The organism is Luteolibacter luteus (assembly GCF_012913485.1).
In the GTDB taxonomy this organism is placed as follows: domain Bacteria; phylum Verrucomicrobiota; class Verrucomicrobiia; order Verrucomicrobiales; family Akkermansiaceae; genus Haloferula; species Haloferula lutea.
This window is the reverse complement of the sequence record NZ_CP051774.1, coordinates 4,251,024-4,276,249: the sequence shown is the minus strand read 5'-3', so window position 1 is coordinate 4,276,249 and position 25,226 is coordinate 4,251,024. Positions and strand designations below refer to the sequence as shown.

Annotated in this window: 21 protein-coding genes and 2 tRNA genes; 10 read left to right on the top strand and 13 right to left on the bottom strand. The window is 60.6% G+C overall.

The window, feature by feature from the left end:
* Nucleotides 1-34: 34 nt before the first annotated feature.
* From rpoB to HHL09_RS17595, 11 genes are all read right to left on the bottom strand, one after another.
* Complete coding sequence (gene rpoB, locus HHL09_RS17645) at nucleotides 35-3,922, bottom strand: DNA-directed RNA polymerase subunit beta (protein ID WP_169455955.1); 3,888 nt, start codon at nucleotides 3,920-3,922, stop codon at nucleotides 35-37.
* Between the two features lie 188 nt (nucleotides 3,923-4,110).
* The gene (gene rplL / locus HHL09_RS17640) at nucleotides 4,111-4,482 is read right to left on the bottom strand and encodes a 50S ribosomal protein L7/L12 (RefSeq protein WP_169455954.1); all 372 of its coding nucleotides are present in this window, start codon (nucleotides 4,480-4,482) and stop codon (nucleotides 4,111-4,113) included.
* 135 nt (nucleotides 4,483-4,617) lie between these two features.
* Nucleotides 4,618-5,142 (bottom strand): 50S ribosomal protein L10, encoded by a 525-nt coding sequence (gene rplJ, locus HHL09_RS17635; protein ID WP_169455953.1) that lies wholly within the window; start codon nucleotides 5,140-5,142, stop codon nucleotides 4,618-4,620.
* Nucleotides 5,143-5,154: 12 nt separating this feature from the next.
* Nucleotides 5,155-5,853, bottom strand: coding sequence for a 50S ribosomal protein L1 (gene rplA, locus HHL09_RS17630; protein ID WP_169455952.1), 699 nt, complete (start codon nucleotides 5,851-5,853; stop codon nucleotides 5,155-5,157).
* A gap of 89 nt (nucleotides 5,854-5,942) precedes the next feature.
* Nucleotides 5,943-6,371 (bottom strand): 50S ribosomal protein L11, encoded by a 429-nt coding sequence (gene rplK / locus HHL09_RS17625; protein WP_169455951.1) that lies wholly within the window; start codon nucleotides 6,369-6,371, stop codon nucleotides 5,943-5,945.
* Between the two features lie 47 nt (nucleotides 6,372-6,418).
* Nucleotides 6,419-6,985, bottom strand: a complete 567-nt coding sequence (gene nusG, locus HHL09_RS17620) for a transcription termination/antitermination protein NusG (protein WP_169455950.1) — start codon at nucleotides 6,983-6,985, stop codon at nucleotides 6,419-6,421.
* Nucleotides 6,986-7,023: 38 nt separating this feature from the next.
* Entirely contained in the window at nucleotides 7,024-7,251 is a 228-nt protein-coding gene (locus HHL09_RS17615) for a preprotein translocase subunit SecE (protein WP_169455949.1), read from the bottom strand.
* Nucleotides 7,252-7,285: 34 nt separating this feature from the next.
* Nucleotides 7,286-7,361 (bottom strand) — tRNA-Trp (locus tag HHL09_RS17610).
* Between the two features lie 121 nt (nucleotides 7,362-7,482).
* Nucleotides 7,483-8,664 (bottom strand): elongation factor Tu, encoded by a 1,182-nt coding sequence (gene tuf / locus HHL09_RS17605; RefSeq protein WP_169455947.1) that lies wholly within the window; start codon nucleotides 8,662-8,664, stop codon nucleotides 7,483-7,485.
* A gap of 50 nt (nucleotides 8,665-8,714) precedes the next feature.
* A tRNA-Thr gene (locus HHL09_RS17600) sits at nucleotides 8,715-8,789 on the bottom strand.
* Nucleotides 8,790-8,976: 187 nt separating this feature from the next.
* Entirely contained in the window at nucleotides 8,977-9,837 is an 861-nt protein-coding gene (locus HHL09_RS17595) for a TIGR00282 family metallophosphoesterase (RefSeq protein ID WP_169455945.1), read from the bottom strand.
* 87 nt (nucleotides 9,838-9,924) lie between these two features.
* On the opposite strand from HHL09_RS17595, the gene HHL09_RS17590 reads away from it, so the two are divergent.
* The 7 genes from HHL09_RS17590 (at nucleotide 9,925) to HHL09_RS17560 (ending at nucleotide 18,840) form a co-directional block, all read left to right on the top strand.
* A complete protein-coding gene (locus HHL09_RS17590) occupies nucleotides 9,925-11,202 on the top strand; it encodes an N-acetylmuramoyl-L-alanine amidase family protein (RefSeq protein ID WP_169455943.1) in 1,278 nt (425 codons plus the stop codon).
* An 806-nt stretch (nucleotides 11,203-12,008) separates the two neighbouring features.
* Nucleotides 12,009-13,490 carry a PA14 domain-containing protein gene (locus HHL09_RS17585; RefSeq protein ID WP_169455942.1) on the top strand — a complete coding sequence of 494 codons (1,482 nt, stop codon included), beginning with the start codon at nucleotides 12,009-12,011 and terminating at the stop codon, nucleotides 13,488-13,490.
* A 41-nt stretch (nucleotides 13,491-13,531) separates the two neighbouring features.
* Nucleotides 13,532-14,992, top strand: coding sequence for a DUF7133 domain-containing protein (locus HHL09_RS17580; protein ID WP_169455940.1), 1,461 nt, complete (start codon nucleotides 13,532-13,534; stop codon nucleotides 14,990-14,992).
* A 92-nt stretch (nucleotides 14,993-15,084) separates the two neighbouring features.
* Nucleotides 15,085-16,188, top strand: a complete 1,104-nt coding sequence (locus tag HHL09_RS17575) for a type I restriction endonuclease (protein ID WP_169455939.1) — start codon at nucleotides 15,085-15,087, stop codon at nucleotides 16,186-16,188.
* A gap of 131 nt (nucleotides 16,189-16,319) precedes the next feature.
* Nucleotides 16,320-17,219 (top strand): YitT family protein, encoded by a 900-nt coding sequence (locus tag HHL09_RS17570; RefSeq protein ID WP_205760873.1) that lies wholly within the window; start codon nucleotides 16,320-16,322, stop codon nucleotides 17,217-17,219.
* 6 nt (nucleotides 17,220-17,225) lie between these two features.
* Nucleotides 17,226-18,068, top strand: coding sequence for an NAD-dependent epimerase/dehydratase family protein (locus HHL09_RS17565; RefSeq protein ID WP_169455937.1), 843 nt, complete (start codon nucleotides 17,226-17,228; stop codon nucleotides 18,066-18,068).
* 49 nt (nucleotides 18,069-18,117) lie between these two features.
* Entirely contained in the window at nucleotides 18,118-18,840 is a 723-nt protein-coding gene (locus HHL09_RS17560) for a hypothetical protein (RefSeq protein WP_169455935.1), read from the top strand.
* A gap of 66 nt (nucleotides 18,841-18,906) precedes the next feature.
* Here HHL09_RS17560 and HHL09_RS17555 read toward each other — a convergent pair whose 3' ends face one another.
* Entirely contained in the window at nucleotides 18,907-19,350 is a 444-nt protein-coding gene (locus HHL09_RS17555; RefSeq protein ID WP_169455934.1) for a hypothetical protein, read from the bottom strand.
* A 182-nt stretch (nucleotides 19,351-19,532) separates the two neighbouring features.
* Nucleotides 19,533-20,837: a chromate efflux transporter gene (gene chrA, locus HHL09_RS17550; RefSeq protein WP_169455932.1), complete on the bottom strand. Its 1,305-nt coding sequence runs from the start codon at nucleotides 20,835-20,837 to the stop codon at nucleotides 19,533-19,535.
* Nucleotides 20,838-21,188: 351 nt separating this feature from the next.
* Here chrA and HHL09_RS17545 point away from each other — a divergent pair, with 351 nt between their 5' ends.
* The 3 genes from HHL09_RS17545 (at nucleotide 21,189) to HHL09_RS17535 (ending at nucleotide 25,172) form a co-directional block, all read left to right on the top strand.
* Complete coding sequence (locus tag HHL09_RS17545) at nucleotides 21,189-21,335, top strand: hypothetical protein (protein WP_169455930.1); 147 nt, start codon at nucleotides 21,189-21,191, stop codon at nucleotides 21,333-21,335.
* Between the two features lie 208 nt (nucleotides 21,336-21,543).
* Complete coding sequence (locus HHL09_RS17540; RefSeq protein ID WP_169455928.1) at nucleotides 21,544-21,702, top strand: hypothetical protein; 159 nt, start codon at nucleotides 21,544-21,546, stop codon at nucleotides 21,700-21,702.
* A gap of 26 nt (nucleotides 21,703-21,728) precedes the next feature.
* Nucleotides 21,729-25,172 carry a laminin G domain-containing protein gene (locus tag HHL09_RS17535; protein ID WP_169455926.1) on the top strand — a complete coding sequence of 1,148 codons (3,444 nt, stop codon included), beginning with the start codon at nucleotides 21,729-21,731 and terminating at the stop codon, nucleotides 25,170-25,172.
* Nucleotides 25,173-25,226 lie beyond the last annotated feature (54 nt).

Sequence of the window (25,226 nt, the reverse complement as noted above, 5' to 3'; positions counted from 1 at the left end):
TGCTCGTTAGGGTATCGGTTCGTGGTTCGGGCTATCAAAGGGTGAGATCGTCGAGCGAGAAGTCGTCCACTCCGCCGATCGACGGCACGCCTCCCGGCGTGGAGCCACGGCGTCCGGGGCGGACGTCGAGACCAAGGGACTGCATTTCCTTGATGAGGACGTTGAAGGATTCCGGCGTGCCGGCTTCCAGGTTGTTGTCCCCCTTGACGATCGCTTCGTAAATCCGCGTGCGGCCCTGCACGTCGTCGGATTTGACCGTAAGCAATTCCTGAAGGGTGTAGGCGGCGCCGTAGGCCTCGAGGGCCCAGACTTCCATTTCCCCGAAGCGCTGGCCACCGTATTGGGCCTTACCACCCAGCGGCTGCTGGGTAACGAGGCTGTAGGGACCAACGGCACGGGCGTGGATCTTGTCGGCAACCAAGTGGCCGAGCTTCAGCATGTAAATCACGCCGACCACGACCGGTTGGTGGAAAGCCTCGCCGGTGCGGCCGTCGAACAAGGTCGACTTACCGCCGGTGGTGCCATCCTTGCCGTCACCGATCCAGGTGTAGCCATCGACTTCCTTGGCCTTGGACATGAACTCCCAGATCTTCGCTTCGGGGATACCGTCGAAAATCGGGGTCGCGACCTTGAAGCCGAGGGCCTTGGCTGCAACGCCGAGGTGAGTCTCAAGCACCTGGCCGACGTTCATACGGGAAGGCACGCCGAGCGGGTTAAGCACGATGTCCACCGGAGTTCCGTCCGCGAGGAAGGGCATGTCTTCTTCGGGAACGATGGTGGCGACAACCCCCTTGTTACCGTGACGACCGGCCATCTTGTCACCGACGGACAGCTTGCGCTTGGCGGCGATGAAGACCTTCACTTCCTTGATGACGCCGGGATCGACGTCGTCACCGGCTTCCAATTGGTCGAGCTTGCGCTCGCGCTCGGTGTCGAGCTCTTGGAAGCGCTGCTCGAAGGAACCGATGATCTCGAGGATCTTGTTCCGGATCGGGGACGGATCGATTTCGATGTGATCGTGAACCGAGGCCAGCTTGCGAAGCAGGGTCTTGGTGATCTTGCGGTTCGCCGGGATGATGATCTCGCCGGTCTGGGCGTTCACTACGTCGAGCGGGATCTTCTCGCCGAGCAGGATGTCGGAAAGCTTCTCCGTGAGGTCATCGGTCAGCTTGTCAGCCTTCTTCTTGTGCTCGTCGTTGATCTTCTTGAGCTGCTTCTTCAGCTCCACCGGATCCACCTTCTCGGCACGCTTGCGGGCATTGCCGTGAGAGGAAACGCGGATGTCCTGGACGATGCCGATGCAGCCGGAAGGCACGCGCAACGAAGTGTCCTTCACGTCCGCCGCCTTCTCACCGAAGATGGCGCGCAGCAGGCGCTCTTCCGGAGCGAGTTCGGTCTCGGACTTCGGCGTGATCTTGCCGACGAGGATGTCCCCCGGCTTCACTTCCGCACCGATGCGGATGATGCCGTCGTGGTCGAGGTTCTTCAGGGCCTCTTCACCCACGTTCGGGATGTCACGGGTGATTTCTTCCGGACCCAGCTTGGTGTCGCGGGCGGCCACGTCGAACTCGGCGATGTGAATGGAGGTATAGATGTCCTCCTTCTTCACGCGCTCGGAGATGACGATGGCATCCTCGAAGTTGTAGCCGTTCCAAGGCATGAACGCGACCAGCACGTTGCGACCGAGCGCCAGCTCGCCGAGCTGCGTGTTCGGACCGTCGGCAAGGACGTCGCCCTTCTTGATCTTCTGGCCCTTCTTGACGATCGGCTTCTGGTTGATGCAGGTGCCGGCGTTGGAGCGCATGAACTTGCGCAGCGGGTAGGCCATAATGCCCTTGTCCAGATTGGTCTTCACCGACTCTGGATCGGAGAGGAACTTCTCGTCCGCCACCGGCAGCTTGCCGTCCGGCGAGGTGACGATCATCTCCGCGGTGGCAGCAGCCACCACACCGTCGAGCTCGGAAACGACCACGGAGCGCGAGTCGCGGGCCGTCTTGCCTTCGAGACCGGTGCCGACATACGGCGACTCGGAAACGAGGAGCGGTACGCCCTGGCGCTGCATGTTCGAACCCATGAGTGCGCGGTTGGCGTCGTCGTGCTCAAGGAACGGAATCAGGCCTGCAGCGATGGACACCATCTGCTTCGGCGAAACGTCCATGTAGTTCACGTCGGTCGGGGCGACTTCGATGAACTCGCCACCCACTTCACGGGCGGTCACCTTCTCATTGAGGAACTTGCCGTCCTTGTCGATCGGGTTGTTCGCCTGGGCGATGAGGAATTTCTCTTCCTGGTCGGCGCTGAGATACTCGATGTCCTTCGACACCTTGCCGTTCTTCACCTTGCGGTACGGCGTTTCGATGAAGCCGAACTCGTTGATGCGCGCATAGGTGCACATCGAGTTGATCAGACCGATGTTCGGACCTTCCGGGGTCTCAATCGGACAGATCCGGCCGTAGTGGGACGGATGAACGTCGCGGACTTCGAAGCCGGCACGGTCGCGGTTCAAACCACCAGGTCCAAGGGCGGACAGACGGCGCTTGTGAGTCAGCTCGGCCAGCGGGTTCGTCTGGTCCATGAACTGCGAAAGCTGGGACCGGCCGAAGAAGTCGCGCACGACGGCGGAGAGCGCCTTCGGGTTGATCAGCTTCTGCGGGGTCATGCCCTCGATGTTCACGTCGAAAAGGGTCATGCGCTCCTTCACCAGACGCTCCGTGCGGGCGAGGCCCACGCGGCACTGGTTGGAAAGAAGCTCACCCACCGCACGCACGCGGCGGGAACCAAGGTGGTCGATATCGTCGATCACGCCTTCGCCCTTCTTCAGCTTCAGCAGGTAACGCACCGCACCGAGGAAGTCCTCGGGGACCATGATTCGCTCGTCCGGACCGACCTTGCTCTCAAGCTTGCTGTTGATCTTGTAACGGCCAACGCGGGTCAGGTCGTACTTTTTCGGATCGAAGAAGAGGCGCTTGAGCAGGGCGCGGGCGTTCGCAGCCGTCGGCGGGTCGCCGGGGCGCAGCTTGCGGTAGATATCCTTCAAGGCGCTGTCCTCATCCTTGGCAGGATCCTTGCGGAGGGACTTCAGGAGGATTTCATCCTCACGGCCGTCGATCACGTCGACCTGCTTGTGGCCGAGGGCGATCAACTGGCGCACGATGCCGATGGTAAGCGGCTCGTAAGCCTTCGCCACCACCAGCTCGCCGTCGAGGATGTCCTCGAAGGGCACCTTGTGGCCGAGCTCCTGCTCGTCCATCTCTTCCTTCAGCTTGAGGGACTCGACGTTGTAGAAATTCGTCACGATGTCGCGGTCCGTCGGGTAGCCGAGGGCACGCAGAAACGTCGTCGCCAAGAACTTGCGGCGGCGGCGGCGACGGTCGAGATAAACGTAAAGTAGGTCGTTGGTGTCGAACTGCACTTCCAGCCAAGAACCACGGTCCGGGATGATGCGGAAGGAATGCAGGATCTTGCCGTTCAAATGCTGAGAGGTCTCGAAGCAGATGCCCGGGGAACGGTGCAGCTGGGAAACGATGACACGCTCGGCACCGTTGATAATGAAGGTACCACGGCGGGTCATCATGGGCAGCTCACCCATGTAAACGCGCTCTTTCTTGGTGCCGGTCTCGTCCTTCAGCTTGAAGGTCACGTAGAGAGCGGCGGAGAAGCTTTCGCCGGAGCGAAGGGCTTCAAGGGACGTGATCTTCGGGTCCTCGATGTCGTAGGTCACGAAGTCGAGCTCGATCGCTTCGTCGTAGCTCTTGATCGGAAACACCTCGCGGAAGACAGCCTGGAGCCCGGAATCGGTGCGCTCGCCAGCTGGGACGTCCTTCTGCATGAACTCCTCGTAGGAGCGGCTCTGAACCTCAATGAGGTTCGGGGGTTCGATGACTTCCTCGATTTTCCCGAATTGGAGACGGTCGGCGGCCATGGCTTGATGTGGTGCTTGCAAGTTGAGCCCGGACCGCTAGCGGTGCCGGGCAGATGAGATTCAGAGACTGGTGAGAGAGTCCGGGATCGGCGGAAACTGTCGCTGTTTTTGGTGACGGCTTCCGCCGGTTCCGGGAAATGGCTTCGCGGCCGGGGTCTCCGGCCGCGAAGCAAATCCGGTAAACTGGATTACTTGAGATCGACCTTGGCGCCGGCCTCTTCGAGCTTCTTCTTGGCAGCTTCGGCGGCGTCCTTGGAGACACCTTCGAGCACCTTGGCAGGAGCACTTTCGACGACCTTCTTCGCATCCGCAAGGCCCAGGCCCGGCGAAACTTCGCGGACAGCCTTGATGACGGCGATCTTGTTCGCACCACCGTCGGTGATGACGACGTCGAATTCGGTCTTTTCTTCAGCAGCTTCGACTGGGCCAGCGGCCACGGCGACGCCTACAGGAGCTGCGGCGGAAACGCCCCAGGTTTCTTCCAGCTTCTTCACGAGGTCGGCAGCTTCCAGAACGGTGAGCTTGCCGAGTTCTTCAACGAGTTGTTCGATATTGGCCATTGTATTTCTCCTTTGCGGTATCGTCGCACCCGGAGGCTTCCGGACATTTGAGAGTGGCGGCCGCCACCCCGACGAGGAACCATTGTGGGTTCAGGCAGCGGCGGGAGACGCCGCTGCCGTCTGGTCAGATTCTTATCAGGCTTCTGCAGCCGGTTCGGCGGCAGCTTCGTCGGACTTGGAGTCCGCGTCCGGGTTGAACTTCTTCTGGATGACACGGGCGATCCGGGTGGACGGCTCGAGGATCGTGGCAAGCAGTTGGGAAAGGATCGCTTCGCGGGACGGGATGTCGGCGATGGTCTTGAGCTTGTCGGCGTCAAGGATCGCTCCGTCGAGGATGCCAACTTTCAGTTCCGGCTTCTTGAACTCCTTTTCGAAGTTCTTGATCGCCTTGGCGGCGGCGAAAACTTCGCTGCTGCCGGTGACGAAAGCGGTCTGGCCGATCAGCGACTCACCGATGTCCGGGAGACCGGCTTCGGAGAGTGCCTTCTTCACGTAGGTGTTCTTGGCGACGTGGCACTCGGCACCGGCCGCACCCAGGCGGTTACGGAGCTCGGAGAACTGAGGAACCGTCATGCCGGTGTAATCCACCACGAGCACGTACGGCGAGGCGTTCACCTTTTCGAGCAATTGGTCGATGATGACTTTCTTGTCGGGATTCATGGTCGTGGGAAATTAAGCCTTGGTGTAGACGCCGGACTCCAGAGGGATGCCGGGGCACATGGATGCAGCGACAGTCACGCTGCGGACGTAGTTGCCCTTTGCAGAGGCAGGCTTGGCGCGCACCACGCTATCGATGAAAGCGCGGGCGTTTTCGAGAAGGGCTTCCTCAGAGAAGGACGCCTTGCCGACAGCGCCGGAGACGTTGCCGTTCTTGTCGAGCTTGTAGTCGATACGGCCGGCCTTCACTTCCTTCACCGCCTTGGCGGTGTCGTCGGTGACAGTGCCGGTCTTCGGGTTCGGCATCAGGCCGCGGGGACCAAGAACACGGGCGATCTTGCGGACTTCGGTCATCGCATCCGGCGTGGCGATCGCCACGTCGAAGTCGGTGAAGCCGCCCTGAACGCGCTTGATCAGGTCTTCGAAACCGACGAATTCCGCGCCGGCAGCCTCGGCTGCTTCAGCGGCGGCACCGGCGGCGAAGACAGCCACGCGGACGTTCTTACCCGTGCCGTGCGGCAGGGCGACGGAACCACGGACCATCTGGTCGCTCTTGCGGGGATCCACGCCGAGGTGGAAGGAAACGGTAACGGTCGGGTCAAACTTCGGTGCCGGGAACTTCTTCACGGTGCCGACAGCTTCTTCCAAGCCGTAGGACTTGCCTGCCTGCACGAGGGCGGAGGCTTTCTCGTAGCGCTTGCTGCGGTTCTTCATGTTTCTTCTTTGCAGTGCTGGCGGACCCGCCCGATTGACGAGCCCTCCTGCGGTTTCGGAGCTCCAGCCACGAGAGCCGGAGCGGAAAATTACATGCCTTCGATCTCAAGACCCATCTGGCGGGCGGTGCCAGCCAGGATCCGGGCCGCAGCCTCGGGGTCCTTGGTGTTCAGGTCAGGCATCTTGATGGCGACCACTTCCATGAGCTTCGCCTTGGTGATCTTGCCGACCTTGATCTTGTTTGCTTCCTTCGAGCCGGATGCGAGACCGGCGGCCTTCTTCAGCAGGTTGCCCGCCGGGGGCTTCTTGGTGATGAAGGTGAAGCTCTTGTCCTTGTAGACCGAGATCACGACCGGGAGCACGTCGCCGGACTGGCTCTGGGTCTGGGCATTGAACTCCTTGCAGAAGCCCATGATGTTCACACCAGCTTGGCCGAGTGCGGGACCGACAGGCGGGGACGGGTTGGCAGCTCCGGCAGGAATCTGGAGCTTGATGACTTTAACGACTTCCTTGGCCATGGTGGTAGAGGGATTGCGGGATCGGGATGTTTAAGAGCGTGTGAAGATCAGGCGCGTTCGACCTGCCAGTATTCAAGTTCCACCGGAGTGGAGCGACCGAAGATCGTGACCGCCACGCGCAGCTTGCCGCGCTCGGGGTCGATTTCCTCGACGATGCCGTTCTGGCTTTGGAACGGACCGTCGGCGACCTTCACGGTATCGCCGACTTCGAAACTGATGGCAGGGCGGGCGTGCTCCTCACGCTCCTTGATCTGGGAAAGCATGCCGTCCACTTCGCTCTGGCGCATCGGGATCGGACGGTCCTTGGTGCCGGCGAAGCCGATCACTCCCTCCATCTCCTTGATGAAATACCAGGTCTTCTCGACGAGCTGGTTGTCAGGAGTCAGGAGGTTCATGTTCACGATGATGTAGCCCGGGAAGAACTTCCGCTTCGTGGAAGTCTTCTTGCCGCGGCGAATCTCGGAAACCATCTCGGTCGGAACCAGCACCTCGTAAATGTATTCCCCCATCTCTTCCGCTTCACGCTGGCGGAGGATGCGGTCGCGAACCCTTCCTTCCTGTCCGGAAAGGACATGGACCACGTACCACTGGTTCTCTGGAGACGGTGCAGGCATGACGGGAATCGGAAAAAGCTAACCGGGAGAGCGGGAAATCAGTGTCCGAAGGACGTGATGAAATTCAGGACGTAGGTGCAAATGAAGTCCCAGGCGGAAACAAAGCCGGCCAGCAGGATCGTCGCAATCAGCACCACCACCGTGGAATCCGTGAGTTCCTTGTATTTCTTGAAACCCTTGACCTTCGGATCTGCCTCCCAAGGCCAGTTGGCCTTGCGGAGCTCGCCTTTTACTTCGCCGACGAAACGTGAGACTTTTGCGAACATGCCGGATTAACCTTCGAAATTTGCGGGAGGGGGATGGCACGGAAGGTGGGACTCGAACCCACAACCAACGGTTTTGGAGACCGCTACTCTACCAATTGAGCTACTTCCGTATTTTCCTTCTTCACCGGTGGAGGCGATGGCGGGGCACCCCGGCAACTTGCCGAAATGCCCCGGAAATCGTCTCAGCCGGATGTCGCGGGGCGACAGACTGAGGACCTACCTTAGGGTAAGTCAAAGAATTTCGCTGACACGACCGGCACCCACGGTGCGGCCGCCTTCGCGGATAGCGAAGCGCATGGTCTGCTCCATGGCGATCGGCGTGATGAGCTCGACTTCGAGGTTCACGTTGTCGCCCGGCATCACCATTTCCACGCCTTCCGGAAGCTTGATGCTGCCGGTCACGTCGGTGGTGCGGAAGTAGAACTGCGGGCGGTAGTTCGAGAAGAACGGGGTGTGACGGCCACCTTCGTCCTTGGACAGGACGTAGATCTCGCCCTTGAACTTGCTGTGCGCCTTCACCGAACCCGGCTTGGCGATCACCTGGCCGCGCTCGACGTCGTTCTTCTTCAGACCGCGGATCAGGAGACCCACGTTGTCACCTGCACGACCTTCGTCGAGCAGCTTGCGGAACATTTCGATGTCGGTGACGGTGGTCTTCTGCGTGTCGCGGATACCAACGATCTCGACTTCTTCCATCTTCTTGATAATGCCGCGCTCCACACGACCGGTGCAGACCGTTCCACGACCTTCGATCGAGAACACGTCTTCCACAGGCATGAGGAAGGGCTTGTCGATGGCGCGCTCCGGCTCCGGGATGTAGGAGTCCACGGCAGCCATCAGCTTGAGGATGTTTTCCTTGTGGGTCGCGTCGCCGTCGAGAGCCTGCTTGGCAGAGCCCATCACGATCGGGATTTCGTCGCCCGGGAATTCGTAGGTGGAAAGGAGGTCGCGAACTTCCATTTCGACAAGCTCGAGAAGCTCGGCGTCGTCAACGAGGTCGACCTTGTTCATGAACACCACCAGAGCCGGCACGCCGACCTGACGGGCAAGAAGGATGTGCTCGCGGGTCTGCGGCATCGGGCCGTCAGCAGCGGACACCACGAGGATGCCACCGTCCATCTGGGCAGCACCGGTGATCATGTTCTTCACGTAGTCAGCGTGACCCGGGCAATCCACGTGCGCGTAGTGACGGTTGTCGGTCTCGTATTCGACGTGGGCGGTGTTGATCGTGATGCCGCGCTCGCGTTCTTCCGGAGCAGCGTCGATGTCAGCGTAGCTCTTCTTCTCAGCGAAACCCTTGTCCGCGAGAGTGTTCGTGATCGCTGCAGTGAGAGTAGTCTTGCCGTGGTCAACGTGACCGATGGTGCCGATGTTGACGTGCGGCTTGTTCCGCTTGAATGATTCTTTGGCCATGGTTGTGGATGTTTCGCGTTGGGCTGCTGCTCGTCCGGTCATGCGGCCGCTGGAGCTCGTGGGGGGAATTGAACCCCCGACCTCATCCTTACCAAGGATGCGCTCTACCCCTGAGCTACACGAGCCTTAACGGCGTTGACGCTGGCCCCGAGAACTACCGGGGACTTCGTGGGGATCTTGTCTCATGGGACAAAGACCCCCGCGAATTTCCTGGTCGGTTCCGGGAAAAGCGGGGCGGAAGTTGACCGGAACCGCCGATCCTGTCAAAAAAAATATCGATTGAAAGAAGATTTGTCGGAAAAACCATAGAATTCACTGGTTACCAACCACTTCAGCCACCCCCGAACCCGCCGTTTCCGGACTTTCGGCCACTTCCTTCGAAGAGATCAGGCGGTTGAAGCGCGAGATCGCCACACAGCGGCCGTTTTCGGGGTCTACATCTGCCACCACCCCGCACAAGCGCACGGGTCCTTGAGCGATAGGGAATCGCGTCGGCATTCCGGTGCGGAAACGCCACACCACGGATTCCGGAGCCCGCCCTAGGATCGAATCATCCGGCCCGCACATCCCCGCGTCGGTGAGGCAGCCGGTGCCACCCGCCAGGATCCGCTCGTCCGCCGTCTGGACGTGGGTGTGGGTGCCCACGATCACCGAGACCTTGCCATCCAGCGCCCAGCACATCGCGATTTTCTCGCTCGTGGTCTCGGCGTGCATGTCCATGAAAATCACCTGCACCCCGTCCGCGCGCAGCCTTTCAGCCTCCACTTCGACCATCAGGAAGGGATTCTCCAAGGGCGGCTGCATGAAGGAACGCCCCTGAGCCTGAATGACCCCTACCTTTCCTTTCGGGGTTTCGAGCACCACCGAACCGCTTCCCGGCGTATCGGCCGGGTAATTGATCGGGCGCAGCAAGCGCGGCTCCGTGGGGAAATAATCGACAATCTCCGCCTGATCCCAGACATGGTCGCCGGTGGTGATCACAGCCGCTCCGGCTCGGAGCAAATCGATCGCGATGCGGGGCGTGATTCCCCGCCCGCCAGCGGAATTCTCGCCGTTGACGATGATGAAATCGAGCTCCAGTTCCTTGCGTAGCGCAGGCAAATGCTCGATCACCGCCTTGCGACCAGGTTCGCCGACGATGTCACCTAAGAAAAGTATGCGGAGAGGCTCCATGAAATCGGGGGATTTCGCCCGGAACGCCATCGCTCCGGTGCCGGAGCCTTACCCCCGCAGCGTCCGATGCGCCAAGCCAAATTCCCGATGACACCCCGCACCCTGCCCCTCTGGATCGTCGGGATTCTCGGCTTGGCCGCCGCCATCGTGTGGCTGAAACAGCCTTCCATCCCGCCCTCACCCGCCCCGGCCCCGGAGGATCCCTCCCCCGCCCCGGCACACTCGCTATCCGATCTCGCCGGGACACCCGACTGGCTTGCCCTCAATGGCTTCCAATCCACCATTTCGCGCGGCGACTTCCTGCGCCAGATGGACGGGATTTTCACCGTTTCACCGGCTTGGCGGGATTGGTTCGAAGTTGGCACCCAGGACGTAAAAATCGTCACCTCCCCCGGCCAAGAGCTGCGCCTGCGTTTTTCCCCGGAGGGCCTTGAAAGCGCCCCCCCTCGCTACTGGCGTCCAGTCTCCTCGCTTCCGGCCGCTCCCGCCGATCGGCCGCTGGAGGGCATCAGGATCGCCATCGATCCCGGCCATATCGGCGGCCGATGGGGGAAAATGGAGGAGCGCTGGTTCCAGATCGCGGGCAATCAGCCCGTCCAGGAAGGCGACATGACCCTTCAAGTTGCCCTTCTGCTCAAGCCACAACTCGAACGTCTCGGAGCAACGGTCACCATGGTTCGGGACAAGACCGAACCCGTCACCACGATCCGCCCCGAGATGCTCCGGGATGAAGCACGGCACAGCACTTCCGGCGGTGACATCGCCAAGCTCGCGGAGCGCCTCTTCTACCGCACCGCGGAAATCCGCGCCCGCGCCAAGTTGGTGAACGAGACCATCAAGCCAGACATCGTCCTCTGCCTCCATTTCAACGCGGATGCATGGGGAGATCCCTCCAATCCCACGCTCGTTCCCGCAAACCACTTCCACATGATCCTGAACGGCGGCTACACCGATGGTGAAGTCGCTCTCGAGGACCAGCGCCATGACCTCCTCACCAAGCTCCTTGAAGGCGTGCACGGGGAGGAAACCGGCCTCGCTACCTATGCCGCCGCCGCCTTCGTCGAGAAGACCGGCATGCCTCCCTATATCTACAATCCCGAGGCGAAGAACTCCCGGAACGTAGATGGAAATCCATATCTCTGGGCGCGGAATCTTTTGGCCAACCGCATCTACCGCTGCCCCGTTGTTTACTTCGAGCCCTACGTCATGAACTCGCTCGAAGACCACGCACGCATCCAAGCCGGCGACTACGAAGGCACCCGCGAGATCGCCGGCAAGCAATACCCCGCCATCCTCCGCGAATACGCCGACACCGTCGCCCTCGGCCTCGAGCGCTACTACCGCGCCAAGCGCGCAGCTTTCTAGAGCCCCAACGGAGCGACCGCCAGAGCCCCACCGAGGCGACCGCCAGAGCCCCACCGAGGCGACCGCCAGAGCCCCACCGAGGCGACCGCCAGAGCCCCACCGAGGCGACCGCCAGAGCCCCACCGAGGCGACCGCCGGAGCCCCACCGAGGCGACCGCCAGAGCCCCAACCAGGCGACCGCCAGAGCCCCAACCAGGCGACCGCCAGAGCCCCAACCAGGCGACCGCCAGAGCCCCAACCAGGCGACCGTTAAAGCCCCAACCAGGCGACCGCTAAAGCCCCAACGGGGCGACCGGGAGATAGCCCAGGGTAAGCGCGCAGCGCGCAACCCTGGGTATCCACGGAAAAGGAATCGCACCCTGAAGGGGTGCCGGGAGGCCGGTAAACTCATCCGTCTCCATCTTAGCCCACCTTGGCAGTAGAAATCCACCGTCCACATCCGCGATACTCCTCGCCAACATGCTTCCCGTCCCCGCCCTCCTCCTCGCGGAGCGCACCTCATTTGGTGATTGGAAGATTGATGATTGATGATTCCGCACCCCAAGCCCCGCCTGTTATTTTCCCTGTTATAACAGGCAGAACAGGCACCATCCAAGCCGTTCAAAAAACACCTCCCACCAGGCAAACACCCCGGCATCCCGCGCTGTCCCCCAAATGGGGACTATAAAGCAGCAATGTTCCTGGACTATCACCGTAAGATCATGGTCCTCGCGTCCCATCGCGGGTTTCCAGAGCAACCCGGAAATCCTGTCATCTCCCCCGTCCGCGGGATAGCAAGCCCAAGCCCCTTACGTTCTTCTGTCACGATGCTCCGCGCCGTCCTCCTTGCCTCTGCTCTCACCCTGCCGCTATACGCCCAGGATGGCGGCCAACTCTTCACTCTCTACTGTTCCGCCTGCCACGGTGCGGACGGGAAAGGCGCCACCGGCGGCCAGTTCCCGCCGCTCGCCGGTAGCGATTGGGTGATGGGTGATGCCGCCCGCGCGGTGAAGATCGTGCTCCACGGCTTGCACGGCGAAGTGGAGGTCGATGGCCGGAAGTTCAACCTCGAGATGCCACCCCAAGGCAGCGTACTTCCGGACGATCAGATCGCCGCGATCCTCACCTACGCGCGCACCTCTTGGGGTAACAAGGCAGATCCCGTGACCGCGGAATTCGTAAAGGCTACCCGCGAGGCCACCGCCGACCGCAAGGCCCCCTGGACTGCAAACGAGATCCTTAAGCTCCATCCCCTCCCCAAGGCCAAGCCGCCGATCGAGAATCTGATCTCGCAGGTTTACGAGGGCGAATGGCAGAGCCTCCCCGACTTCTCCCAGCTCAAGGCCTCGAACGTCGAGGAGGAGCACGACGGCAAGATCAGCATCAAGAAGGCCGGCCACGACGAACTCTTCGGCATGGTCTGGGAGGGCGACCTTACCGCCCCCGAAGCCGGCGAATATCTCTTCCGCGTGGATGCCGATGACGGCGCACGCATCCTCATCGATGGCAAGAAGATCGCGGAGGTGGATGGCACCGGGCCCATGGATGGCGGCCGCGCGAAGGAAGGCAGCATCAATCTCTCCGCCGGCACCCACAAGATCCGTGTCGAGTACTTCGAGTATAAGGGCAACGAAGGCATCGCCGTCGCCTGGCGGCCCGCAGCAGTCAAAGGCTGGAAGGCACTTTCCGATACCTCGCTGAAGGGCGGACGCGATCCCATCCTTCTCGGACCACAGAATGGCCGGGCGGTGATCTACCGGAACTTCATCAGCAACACCACACCCCGCGCCATCGGCATCGGATTCCCGAATGGCGTGAATCTCGCCTACAGCGCGGACAACCTCACCGCCGAGCTGGTCTGGAAGGGCAATTTCATGGACGCCTCCCGCCATTGGACCGACCGCGGCCAAGGCGACCAGGATCCTGCCGGGGAAGAAGTCACGAAGCTTTCCGGTTCCCCGGCCCTACCAAAGGGCAGTCGCTTCAAGGGCTACAAGCTCGACCCCGCAGGCAATCCGACCTTCTCCGTGCAAATCGGGAATCAATACGTCCTTGATGAGTGGAAGCCTGGCACCTTCCAAACCTTGCCTGCGCTGGTTCGCAAGATCTCGGTCAGGGGTGGCAGCGCCCCCGTTGAGATTCTTCTCGGTGACAAGCAGGCTGCCAAGCAGTCGGACGACCAGCAGTGGGAACTCGTTCCTGGGCTGACGATCCACACCGAAGGTTTGTATCCCGAAATAAGGGACGGGAAGACCTACATCAAGGTGCCACCCGGCGCTTCCGTGCCTATCACCTATTGCTGGAAATGAGGCTACAAGCGAACGCAACCCCAGACACCCTTTCCACCGCCATGCTCCCTTCACGCCCATCGGTCCTGCTCGCCTTGGTCTTCGCGGCCTCGAATCTCGCGCAAGCCCAGCAACAGTCCGACTTCTACATCCGCGAGGAAATCCCCACCCCCACGGACGAGGTCATGGAACTCGGTTCCATCGCCCTGATGCCCGACCAGAAGGTCGCGGTGACCACCCGCCGCGGCGATCTGTGGATCTGCAGCGGCGCCTATGGTTCCGATCTCTCACAGGTGAAATGGGAGAAGTTCGCCGAAGGCCTGCACGAGCCGCTCGGCATGTTCTGGAAGGACGGCTGGCTCTATCTCACCCAGCGTCCGGAGGTCACCCGCATCAAGGACAGCGATGGCGACGGAAAGGCCGATATCTTCGAAACGATCAATTCCGATTGGGGGATCAAGGGCGACTACCATGAGTACGCCTTCGGCTCCGATCCCGACAAGGAGGGCAATATCTGGACCGTCTTCTGCCTGACCGGCTCCTTCACCGCCGAGTCCCCATGGCGCGGCTGGTGCATGCGGATCACGCCGAAGGGCGAGATGATTCCCACTTGCTCTGGCATCCGCTCTCCCGGTGGCATCGGCTTCAATGCCGAAGGCGATGTCTTCTACACGGACAACCAAGGACCTTGGAACGGCTCCTCTTCGCTGAAGTGGCTGAAGCCCGGTTCCTTCCAAGGGAATCCGACGGGAAACAAGTTCTACGAGGACACCAAGGCCATGGGCAAACGCCCGGTCGAGCCGAACGATAAGTCCCGCATCATCGCCGAGCGCAAGCGGATCGCGGAGTTCGTCCCTCCGGCGGTCATCCTGCCACACGCCAAGGTCGGCCACTCGCCCTCCGGCATCGTCGCGGATACCACCGGCGGCAAGTTCGGCCCTTGGGAAAAGCAGCTTTATATCGGTGAGCAGACCAAGTCCGAGCTTCAGCGCGTCTCCTTGGAAAAGGTGAACGGCCTCTACCAAGGTGCCGTCTTTCACTTCCTCAGCGGCTTCGAGGCCGGCCTCGTTCCCGTCCGCCAGGCACCCGATGGCACCGTCTTCGTCGGCGGCACCAACCGCGGCTGGGCTTCCAGCGGCAGCAAGCCCTTCACCTTCGAACGCGTCCGCTGGACCGGCAAGACGCCCTTCGAAATGCAGAACATCTCCGCACTGAAGGACGGCTTCGAGGTCACCTTCACCGAACCCGTCGACCCGGCCACCGCCAGCAAGCCCGAGTCCTACTCGATGGATGCGTGGACCTACATCTATCAGGCTGAATACGGCTCTCCGGAAGTCGACAAAGTCACCCCGAAGATCACCGGCGTCTCCGTTTCCCCAGACAAGAAAAAGGTCCGACTCAAGGTCGATGGCCTCGTCCAGGGCCACGTCCACCACCTCGAAGCAAAGGGCGTCACCTCCGCCAGCGGTGCCAAGCTCTGGCACGACGAAGGCTGGTATACGCTCAACGAAATCCCGAAGTAAGGGCTACATACAGGGTATCCTCAACAAATCGCGCTGTACCTCCGACTAAACATGGCTTGATTGACAATCAACCAACCGATATATCCGGGGTTATGGATCTTGCCGACCACCTCCTCCAGATTGCCTCTCGCATTCCTGCGCAGATACAACACCTGCAAACCGAAGAAGCCACGAAGAACGCCCTTGTTTTACCGTTCCTAAATGGGCTCGGCTACAATGTCTTCGACCCAACCGAGGTCATTCCGGAATTTATAGCGGATGTCGGCACGAAAAAGGGAGAGAAAGTCGACTATGTGATCATGAAGGACGGCAAGCCCTGTCTTCTGATCGAGTGCAAGCCGGTTGGAGCAAAGCTTCATATCAACCACGCATCGCAGCTCTTTAGATACTTCTCGGTAACAGACGCGCGGTTCGCCATTTTGACAAATGGAGTCGACTATCAGTTCTATACCGATATCGAAGCACCGAACAAGATGGACGAGAAGCCCTTCTTCGAGCTCTCGATGCTTTCATTGGATTCTAGGACAATCGAGGAAGTCCGGAAATTTTCGAAGACAGTCTTTAATTTGGAGGCGATCCTTAGCACCGCCAGCGAACTGAAATATAAGAAGCAGATTTTACTGCTACTTGCAAAGGAGCTGGAAGCTCCCTCCGAAGACTTGGTCCGCCATTTTGCCAAGCAAGTCCATGGGGGAGTATTCAGTCCGGCAATCAAGTCGCAATTTACATCTCTCGTTGGAGACGCCTTCCGCGACTTCATCAAGGGCAGAGTAGCACAGAGACTTCAATCTGCCCTCGACGACAATACTCCGGCACCCGGAACCAGCCTTCCGCGTGTAACCGAGCCAATTGCTGAGAACGGGGAAGAAGAAATCATCACAACTCAGGAGGAAAAAGAAGCATTCCAGATCGTGAGGGCCATCCTTTCGAAACACGTTCAGCCAGCCCGAGTCGTGATGAGGGATACCAAAAGCTATTGCGGGGTTCTGTTGGACGACAATAATCGAAAACCAATCTGCAGACTTCGGTTCAACTACTCCCAGAAATATTTGGGTCTCTTCGACGCCCAAAAGAACGAGGAGAAATTCCCTCTCAACGTTCCGCTAGACATCTTCAAATTTGAAGATCGCTTGATCGAAGCTGTGACAAACTACGACACAAAGAAGAGCGAAAGCGAGGATGTTGCTTCGGCATAGCGGGGCAGAGAAATGCCATTCCCGCACTGTTCCCACCAAGGAAGTTACTCCTTGGCTGATATTTCGAGATTCTCGGACCGCGCGAGGTCACGCCTTGCCGCGACGGCTTTTCCGCCTCTAGCCTCGCCGCATTGAAAATCTCCACCTGGCTTGCAACCCGTCATCCCGTGCTGGAATACATCGGCATGGCGGCCGCCGGCTTGCTCTATGCGATCGCACTGAAGTATCTCGTCTTTCCTGCCAAGGTGATCCTCACCGGCTTCGAAGGCATCGCCGCGGCCCTCAGCTACTTCTTCAAGAGCCCATCCCTCTTCCTGATCATCTACGGGATCTCGCAGGCGATCCTCATCGTCTTCGCCTACAAGAAGATCAGCCGCACCTTCGCCATCCGCACTGCCCTGACCGTCGGCATGGTGATCGTGGCCCTTCCGCTGCTCCCCGAACTCAAGGTCGCCGAATCCCAGCAGGAACGTCTGATCCTGGTGCTCTTCGGCGGCATCATTTCCGGTCTCGCGAAAGCCATGGCCCTCCGGCTGCGCAGCTCGACGGGAGATGAGGACGTCCTCGGCGCATGGTTCGCCATGAAGTACCTCAAGCCGGTCGGCTCGATCGCGGTCATCTCCGCGGCCATCTCCTGCGTCTTCGGCCTGGTGATGGAATACTTCACCTACAAACAGATCGAGCCGGTGATCAACACGCTGATGTACACCAGCATCTTCATCTTCACCGGCGCCGAAACGCTCAACAACTTCTTCCGGAAGTTCAAGCTGGTGATGATTACGGCCTTCGGCAAGCAACCGGACGCCATTGGCAAGGCGATCACCACCGCCGCCCCGCACCGCACCTACACCATTCAGCCGGGGACCGGTGGTTACTCTTCCGAACCCGTGCACCTCGTGCGTACCATTGTGACCCACGAGGAACTCCCCGAGGTCCTCGACGCCCTCGAACGAGACTGCCCCGAAGCCTTCCATTTCCATCACGACATCGAGGGCATCTCCCGCAGCTACTACATCAAGCCGATCGGATAAATTCCCATGCCCACTCTCCTGCTCTGCGGCCACGGCTATCTGGGCCAGGCGATCTCCCGTGATTTCATCACGGGTGGTTGGGACGTGACCGCCATCTCCCGCGAAGGGGATCCAGATGCAACACCTCCGGAGGTCTCCTGCGACCTCAGCTCGGCGGAACAAGTCGCGGCTCTCAACGTCAGCCCGGATTTCATTGTCCACTGCGCCTCATCCGGACGCGGCGGAGCGGATGCCTATCGCGCCGTTTATCTGGAAGGCTGCCGCTATCTCCTTCAACGCTTTCCCGGCATCCCGCTGCTCTTTACCTCCAGCACCTCCGTCTACGCACAGACTGATGGCTCCGAGGTTACCGAGGAAAGCCTCGCCGATCCGGACAGGGAAACCGGGAAGATCCTCCGCGAAACCGAGGAGCTGGTCCTTTCCCACGGGGGAATCGTCACCCGCTTGGCAGGCATCTACGGGCCGCAACGCAGCGTGATCCTGAAAAAGTTCCTGAGAGGTGAATCGGTCATCGAAGAAGATGGCCGACGCTACTTGAACCAAATCCACCGGGATGATGCAGCCTCCGCGGTCTTCCATCTGGCATGGACGGCCGCCGGAAGAAAAAGCTCCGAAATTTACAACATCGCCGACTCGAATCCGCTCTCCCAGTTGGATTGTTTCAAGAGATTGAGCGAGCTCTTCCTCCGCCCTTTGCCGTCCTCCGGCCCGCGGGACCCCGACCGCAAGCGCGGCTGGACCCACAAGCGGGTCTCCAACGCCAAGCTACGCGCGACGGGCTGGCAACCGGCCTATCCATCCTTCCCCGATGCCGCCCCTGGCATCGCGAAGGACCTAGATCTATCGTAACGTTCCTTCCCCTACTTGCGGATTTCGCGTGTTCTGATAACACCGCGCCGTGAAGATGCTTCAACTCTCCCTCCGGGTTGCGCTCGGACTTTTCTCTGCATCTGCGTTTGCGGATAGCGAGCCGATGACCATTACCAGCTCCGCGGGAAAGAGCATGACAGGACGCCTGCGCTCCATGGCCGATGGAAAGGTCACGGTGATTCGTGAGGGTGATAAGAAGGTCTTCGACATGGCCGTGGACAGTCTCGACGAAAAGACCCAAGCGGCGATCAAGGACTGGGACGCCAAAGGCGGAAACATCTCGACCAAGTTCGACGTCCAGGTGGATGCCGGCAGAACCCGTAAAACCACCGGATCTGACGACTTCGATGACCAGCGGGTCACCCTAGAACCGAAGATTACGGTCAAGAACCCGGACGTTCACCGGAAGACGATAGGAGGAAAAGTCACCGCCGTCTTCCTCGGCAAGCCAGTCGAGAATGCTTCCAATGTCTATGTCTTCAAGACCCAGACCTTCGACCTAGCCTCCTTGGAACCCATCGGATCAACGGAATTCAAGGTGGCAAAGATCTCCCAGGCCTACGATCGCCGCGGCTACGCCAAGTTTGGCGCCCGCTACATTGGCTATGCCCTGGTGATCCACAATGCCGATGGCTCGGAGATCTACTACGCGCAATCGATTCCTTCGAACTTCGCGAACAGCAACAAGCAACAGCTGCTCTCGCTCAAAACCGAAAAGCTCTATAACAAGAACCTCGAACCCTTGGAGTAGTGGACGCTATCGGGCCGACTCCCTTGCCGGGAGCCGACCCTTGCTTGTCATGGCAACTCCAACCGCTCAGCGGATGAAGCCAAGGCCCGAGACACGTTCTTTTCCATCGCGCTCGGTGACGGTGATGGTGACCGTGCCTCCTCCGGAATCGGCGGCCACTTCCGTCTTAAGGTCATCATGATAGCTGACCCGCCAGTTCTCGAACTTGTCCGGCGAACCGCCCGACTCGCGGAAGGAACTGGAAAACTGGGTCACGAAAGCGTTCTGGAAATTCACCTTCTCGGTCTCGGACGGAAGTTGGACGTAAGCAGCGCCCACGTTCTGCCCCATCGAGTTCAAGGTGTCCCAATCGATCTTCTCCTTCACCGTGCTATCCCCCTTGGCGAGGGACTCGAAGGCATTCTTGGCAAAAGACATGTCCGCCTTGCCCGCCGCCGCATTGGAAGCTTTCTCACATTGGGTGAGCGCGAGCGAGGAGACGGCGGCAAGGGTGATGTGGAGGTATTTCATGATTGTGGCTTTTAAGTTCCGACGGGCCGGAGAAGCCCGTCGTGATTCCTTTCTCGCAAGCCCCGTGCCCGCTCCACTGAGCGCTAAATTTCAGACACTTCCGCAAGGCTCTAACATCGTTTCGGCTGCATAATGCAATGAAGCCACCTAACAATGTCCGCACAGTGCATCCCGCACGACCCTCAAATGTGAATCCACAGCATCCCTAGCAAGGCCGCACTCAGAAGGGTCGGGACAACCCCCACCTTGAATCGCTCCATCGCCACCCACGCGGCGATCGCGCCGACGGCCACGAAGAAATCAAAGCCGCCGCTCTCCGGCTTCAACGCATGCCAAGCGAGCCAAATCGCGAGATTGAGAATAACACCCACCACCGCCGCAGTCACCGCCGTCAGTGCGGTGGAAATCCCGGGACGCTCGCGGAGGCTTTCCACATGAGGTGCGCCGAGAAAGACGAAGAGGAAACAAGGCAGGAAAGTCACCCAAGTCGTGATTAGGGCACCCAGCGTGGCAGCCAGCAAAGGGGGAAGATCTCCAGGGTTCTGCCAAGCCGCCACGAAGCCGACAAATTGCAGCACCATGATCAAGGGTCCCGGGGTCGTTTCAGCGAGCCCCAGTCCCGCCATCATCTGCCGCTGGCTAAGCCAGCCAAAGTGGTCCACGGCCATCTGGGCGACATAGGGTAGCACCGCATAGGCGCCGCCGATGGTCACGAGAGCTGCCTTGCTGAAGAAAATTCCCTGTTGGAAATGGACATCCCGCCACCCCAGCAGAAACCCGCAGGCCAGCACCGGCACCCACCACAGCACCAGACAAAGAGCAGACACCATGAAGGTCCGCGCCCAACTCGCGCGCGGAGCCGGCGGAAGAGCAACGAAGGGCTCATCCCCCACCTCGGCTTTGCCGTGACCTTTCCCTGCAGGGAATTGCTTTGGAAAACACTTGCTGCCCAGAAACCCGATCAAGGCAGCGACAATGATGATCACCACGAAGGAGATCTTGAAAAAGAAGATCGCGATGAAGGCAGCGATAGCCAGTCCCCACAGCGCCGGAGTCTTCAACGCCTTCGAACCAATCCGCTTCACCGCGGCCGCCACGATGGCGATCACCACCGGGATAAGGCCGTAGAAGATTCCTTGGATCCACTTCACCTCGCCTCCCGCCATATAGAGCCAGCTCAGCCCCCACAGGATGAAGATCGAAGGCAAGACGAATAGCGCTCCGGCTGCGATTCCTCCGCGCGCGCCATGCAAGCGCCAGCCCAGATAGGTCGCGAGCTGCTGGGCCTCCGGGCCCGGCAACAGCATGCAAAAATTCAGCGCGTGCAGGAAGTGGTCCTCGCTCATCCAGCGGCGACGCTCGACGAGTTCCTTGTGCATGATCGCGATCTGGCCAGCCGGTCCTCCGAAGCTGATCCAGCCCAGCTTGACCCAAAAGCGGAGTGCCTCCGGAAAGCTGGGTGCGGGAGGAGGACTGTTTTCGTTCATTGACGGGACCTGAGATAGGGACTCGGCATCGCGACACAAGGCAGGCTTCGTAACAAAATACCTCCCGCCTTCGAGGAGGAGACAACGACAGAGCCGACACAGCCCTAAGGGCTTCCACCGCTTTCAGACAGGCAAAACCCAGTCCTCCGGAAAAGTCGCGAGAAATTTCTTCTTGAATTCCCACCATCACATAGGCATTAGTCCGCCCGTCAGCCGCAGAGAGGGTCCGGAAGGACCTCACCGAGCGATCCGGCGACCCCGGGCAGGGGAGCAAAGTTGACATGGTGCCACAAATCGGGACGGGACAGCTCCCCGACCGTGGTGGCGAATCGAAACCGTCTCCTGCATCCGATGAATCTTTTTCCAATCGCTCGCTACACCCGTCGCCGCATCGCCCTTGCGATGTGTTGTACGACCTGGTGTCGGCCTGAGTGCATCGACGCGGTGATTTTCCGCGAGTCGATGCGGGCCGACCTCTCGCAGCTTTCCGGTGGTTAACGGACGGATCTGCGGTTGCCGGTGTCTTGGGTTTCACCGGCTGACTGCACCAAACAGACCACGGCGGGCGCGGGATAATGGGTTTTCCCGAGCCCGCCGTGGCGCCTTCCAGCCACTCGCTGTCGACACGGCCTCTTGGACAGAAGGGCTTTGACCCTTCATCAAATCATACTCCGGAGGAGACTTTACCCTCAATCGATACCTTACCATGTTACTTTACAAACTTCACTTGATCGCTCCCGGCGAGGCAACCCGCCGCTCTTTGAGCGGTCGGCAGCTCGCCGGAGCCCGGCCTGACTCCCTTTTGAACCGCACCCTCCAGCGTCCCTTGGAGACGCCTGCGCTGCGCATCCGCAAGCCCCACTGATTTCCCCGCCGTCACCGATCGTTCCCATGCAGTCTTTCCCCACAACACGCCGCTTCCAGCTACTCGCCCTCGCCGCCACCTTGGGCGCTCATACCGCCCATGCCGCAATCCTTCCGGCACTGGGTCCGGAAACCGCCCTCTACGACAGCGATATCAAGGGCATCGCCAATGACGGCGGCACTGCTGGCAGCCAATCCGGCATCCCGATCCTCGGTGACCCGGAACACCTCCTCGGCGCCACCTTCAACATCGCGTTCATTCCCACCTCCGCCGACTTGGAGCGCGCCACACCTGCGGAGGCACGCGTCGTACTGCTGATCGAACTCGGGGGCACCTCGAACGGGATCGGCCTCTATCTAGTCGATGGCGTGCCCACCCTGCTTTCCAAGCAAGGCTCGAACGACATCACCATCCCTGCCTCGCTCAATGACACCTCCCTCCCGGCGATCGCGGTGCAGAGCTCGATCGGAAAGCTTAGCGCAGGAACCGCCTACTCGTTCTCCGCATCCTGGAATCACCAGGGCACGCTGGAGCTGAAAGTCCAGCCGGACGGCGGCAGCGTGATCACCTCCTCCTTCGTTATTTCCGGAACCCCGTCGAATTGGTCCGGCAACGACACGCTGTCCGTGAAAACCTTGCCCACCGCCGGTTCAGTGGGCGGCCTCGCCGGCAGCAATGCCTCCAATGTCCTCGGAGCCCCCTTCGATGTCCACAATGCGTTCAGCCTTGAAGGCAGCGTCAGCCGCGCCCTGTTCTGGAACGCCGCCGCCGTGACACCGCCGGTTGCTACGGCTCCCGCCGTACTTGGTTTCGAGGCAACCAGCCTCCCTTCCAGCGGCAAGGTCCGCTTCCATTGGCGCGTGACGGAAGGCGGTGTGCCCGACCCCACATCCCTGGTGATCAAGGAAGGCGATGTAATCGTCCACACGCCATCTACCTTGGAAGGCTTCGCCGATGTGACCACCAGCGGCACGAGCAGCTTCAGCATCGCCGCGACCAATGCCACGGGCACCACAAACAAGCCTGCCATCCTCTCCGCTGAAACAGCCTTCTCCGCAGAGGTGCGTGCGGATTCACCCGTCGCTTGGTTCCGCTTCAACGATTCCACCGGCTCGCAGCTCATCGCGGACTCCGCGGAAAACGGCACTCCTCACAATGGCCGCATCTACGGCCAACCTGTTAGCGGCAGCACCGGCTTCGGCGATGGAGCCGCACTCTTCGATGGCAGCAGTGGCATCATCAGCAATACCATCCTCGATCCCGGAACCCTGCTCAGCGGCTTCACGGTGGAAGCGGTGGTCCAGCGGGCAACCGGAGCATCCGGCGCAAATCCCGTGGTGATCGCCCAGCGCGGCAGCACCGGCCGCGTCCTCCTCGCATCCGCCGCCGATGGCAAAGTGCTGACCGACATCAGCGGCGGCACCAACAAGATCGCGGACGCGAAACTGGACGACGAGCGCTGGGCTCACATCGCCGTGGTGGCGGATGCAGCACATCACGAACTCCGCTTCTATCTGGATGGAGTCTTGTCAGGAAGCAGCGCCGACGGACTGAACCCTGACGGAACAACCTTCGATCCCAATATCACCCTGGAAGCCGCGGCCGGAGAATGGATCATCGGGCTTGGAAAGGCTCTCAGCGGAAACTTCTGGAAAGGCAAGATCGACGACATCGCTGTCTACGACCGCCTTCTGGACGATCCGAATGCCGACAACGACAAGGCCGATTCACGCATTCCCGCACACCGCAATGCCTGGTGGAGCCAGACGAGCGGCCTGCTCGGCTTCGCCGCTTCGAAGACTGTCGTGAATTCCGGAGATGCGGTTGATCTCATCGCCAACGTCGGCGCGGACATCACCTCGGTGAGTATCGACAATGGCGTCGGCACCGTGCCGCTCGCGAACGGCACCGCCAGCATCACGGTGAATCCCGCCGCCACGACGACCTATCAAGTCACCGCCACCGGCCCGGGCGGAAGCGTCACCCGCAGCGTCACTGTCACCGCCCTCCAATATCAGGCACCCGTCGTGAAAGGCTTCGAGGTCACGAAGCTCGGCACGCCGGGCCAGGTGCGCCTGCACTGGAAGGTCACCGAAGGTGAAGCCGCCAATCCAACCACCATCAGCATCAAGGCCGGCACCACCGAACTGCACACCGGCAGCACCCTGCAAGGCTTCGCCGATGTCGATGCGGGCAGCGCGACCACCTTCACCCTGAGCGCCACGAATAGCACCGGCACGACGGACTCCACCAAGTCCCTCTATGCCGAAAATGAGTTCTCCACAGCCGTTCGCGCCGATGCACCCATCGCATGGTTCCGCTTCAACGAACCCGCCGGCACCGAGATCTTCGTCGACTCGGCTGACAACACGGCACCGCACAATGGCAGCCCTACCGGAACTCCCGTCTCTGGTGCCACGGGTGTGGTCGATGGAGCAATTACCCTCGATGCAAATGGCGGAGTGGTTACCAACCTGATCCTCAATCCCGGCCAACTCGATCCCGGCTTCACCATCGAAAGCGTGGTCCGCCGCGATGCCGCACTTAACACCGCAAACCGCGCCATCGTCAGCCAGCGGGACAACGAAGGCACCGGGCGGGTGCTGCTCTCCCTCTCCGACGCCAACGGCACGCCGCGAACCTATCTGGGCCAAGGTGTCCGGAAAGATGCGGACGTGAACGTGGCCGCAGAGACCTGGGCCCACCTCGTGATCGTCGTGGATGCGCTGAACACGGAAGTCCGCTGGTATCTCGATGGCCAGCTCATCGGATCCTCCAAGGACGGCACCAACCCGGACGGCAGCACCTTCGATCCAAACTTTGTCTTCGAAGCCTCCTCGGGAGACTGGGTCATCGGAGCCCAGAAAACGCTCACTGCCGATCTCTGGCGCGGCGAGATTGATGAAGTTGCCATCTACCCCACCCTTCTTGATGACCCGGATCTGAATCCCGCCACGAATGATTCCCGCATCCCTGCTCACCGTGAGGCATGGTGGCAGCAGACATCGGGCGTGATCCAGCTCAGCAGCGCGCAGGCCACCATCAATTCAGGCGGCTCCACGGATCTCACGATCAAGGTGGGACCGGATGTCACCTCGGTGAGCGTCGACCACGGCATCGGCAACGTCCCGTTGGTGAATGGCAATGCGATCATCCCGCTGAATCTCAGTGTCACCACGACCTACACCATCACCTTCAGCGGCCCCGGCGGCACCTTCACACGGACGATCACCATCACCGTCGCTTCGTCCCTGAACGTCCGCTCCAGCATCATCCAGGGAAGCGACCTCGTCGTGAACTTCAGCGGTGCGCCTTCGACAACCTACCTGGTGCGCGGTTCCGCAAACTTGAGCAGCGGCTTCACCGAAGACCACGGCACCGTGACCACCGATGCCTCGGGCAACGGCACCACCACGATCCCGATCGTCTCCGGAGCCAGTCACTTCATCCGGATCGAGGACCAACCCTGAGTCCTCCTCCATCCCCACTCATACGCGACCGGGACCGCATCGGTCCCACTCTCC

Coding starts and splice junctions, on each gene's coding strand:
- rpoB (WP_169455955.1), bottom strand. CDS start 3,922: ATGGCCGCCGACCGTCTCCAATTCGGGAAAATCGAGGAAGTCATCGAA.
- rplL (WP_169455954.1), bottom strand. CDS start 4,482: ATGGCCAATATCGAACAACTCGTTGAAGAACTCGGCAAGCTCACCGTT.
- rplJ (WP_169455953.1), bottom strand. CDS start 5,142: ATGAATCCCGACAAGAAAGTCATCATCGACCAATTGCTCGAAAAGGTG.
- rplA (WP_169455952.1), bottom strand. CDS start 5,853: ATGAAGAACCGCAGCAAGCGCTACGAGAAAGCCTCCGCCCTCGTGCAG.
- rplK (WP_169455951.1), bottom strand. CDS start 6,371: ATGGCCAAGGAAGTCGTTAAAGTCATCAAGCTCCAGATTCCTGCCGGA.
- nusG (WP_169455950.1), bottom strand. CDS start 6,985: ATGCCTGCACCGTCTCCAGAGAACCAGTGGTACGTGGTCCATGTCCTT.
- HHL09_RS17615 (WP_169455949.1), bottom strand. CDS start 7,251: ATGTTCGCAAAAGTCTCACGTTTCGTCGGCGAAGTAAAAGGCGAGCTC.
- tuf (WP_169455947.1), bottom strand. CDS start 8,664: ATGGCCAAAGAATCATTCAAGCGGAACAAGCCGCACGTCAACATCGGC.
- HHL09_RS17595 (WP_169455945.1), bottom strand. CDS start 9,837: ATGGAGCCTCTCCGCATACTTTTCTTAGGTGACATCGTCGGCGAACCT.
- HHL09_RS17590 (WP_169455943.1), top strand. CDS start 9,925: ATGACACCCCGCACCCTGCCCCTCTGGATCGTCGGGATTCTCGGCTTG.
- HHL09_RS17585 (WP_169455942.1), top strand. CDS start 12,009: ATGCTCCGCGCCGTCCTCCTTGCCTCTGCTCTCACCCTGCCGCTATAC.
- HHL09_RS17580 (WP_169455940.1), top strand. CDS start 13,532: ATGCTCCCTTCACGCCCATCGGTCCTGCTCGCCTTGGTCTTCGCGGCC.
- HHL09_RS17575 (WP_169455939.1), top strand. CDS start 15,085: ATGGATCTTGCCGACCACCTCCTCCAGATTGCCTCTCGCATTCCTGCG.
- HHL09_RS17565 (WP_169455937.1), top strand. CDS start 17,226: ATGCCCACTCTCCTGCTCTGCGGCCACGGCTATCTGGGCCAGGCGATC.
- HHL09_RS17555 (WP_169455934.1), bottom strand. CDS start 19,350: ATGAAATACCTCCACATCACCCTTGCCGCCGTCTCCTCGCTCGCGCTC.
- chrA (WP_169455932.1), bottom strand. CDS start 20,837: ATGAACGAAAACAGTCCTCCTCCCGCACCCAGCTTTCCGGAGGCACTC.
- HHL09_RS17545 (WP_169455930.1), top strand. CDS start 21,189: ATGAATCTTTTTCCAATCGCTCGCTACACCCGTCGCCGCATCGCCCTT.
- HHL09_RS17540 (WP_169455928.1), top strand. CDS start 21,544: ATGTTACTTTACAAACTTCACTTGATCGCTCCCGGCGAGGCAACCCGC.
- HHL09_RS17535 (WP_169455926.1), top strand. CDS start 21,729: ATGCAGTCTTTCCCCACAACACGCCGCTTCCAGCTACTCGCCCTCGCC.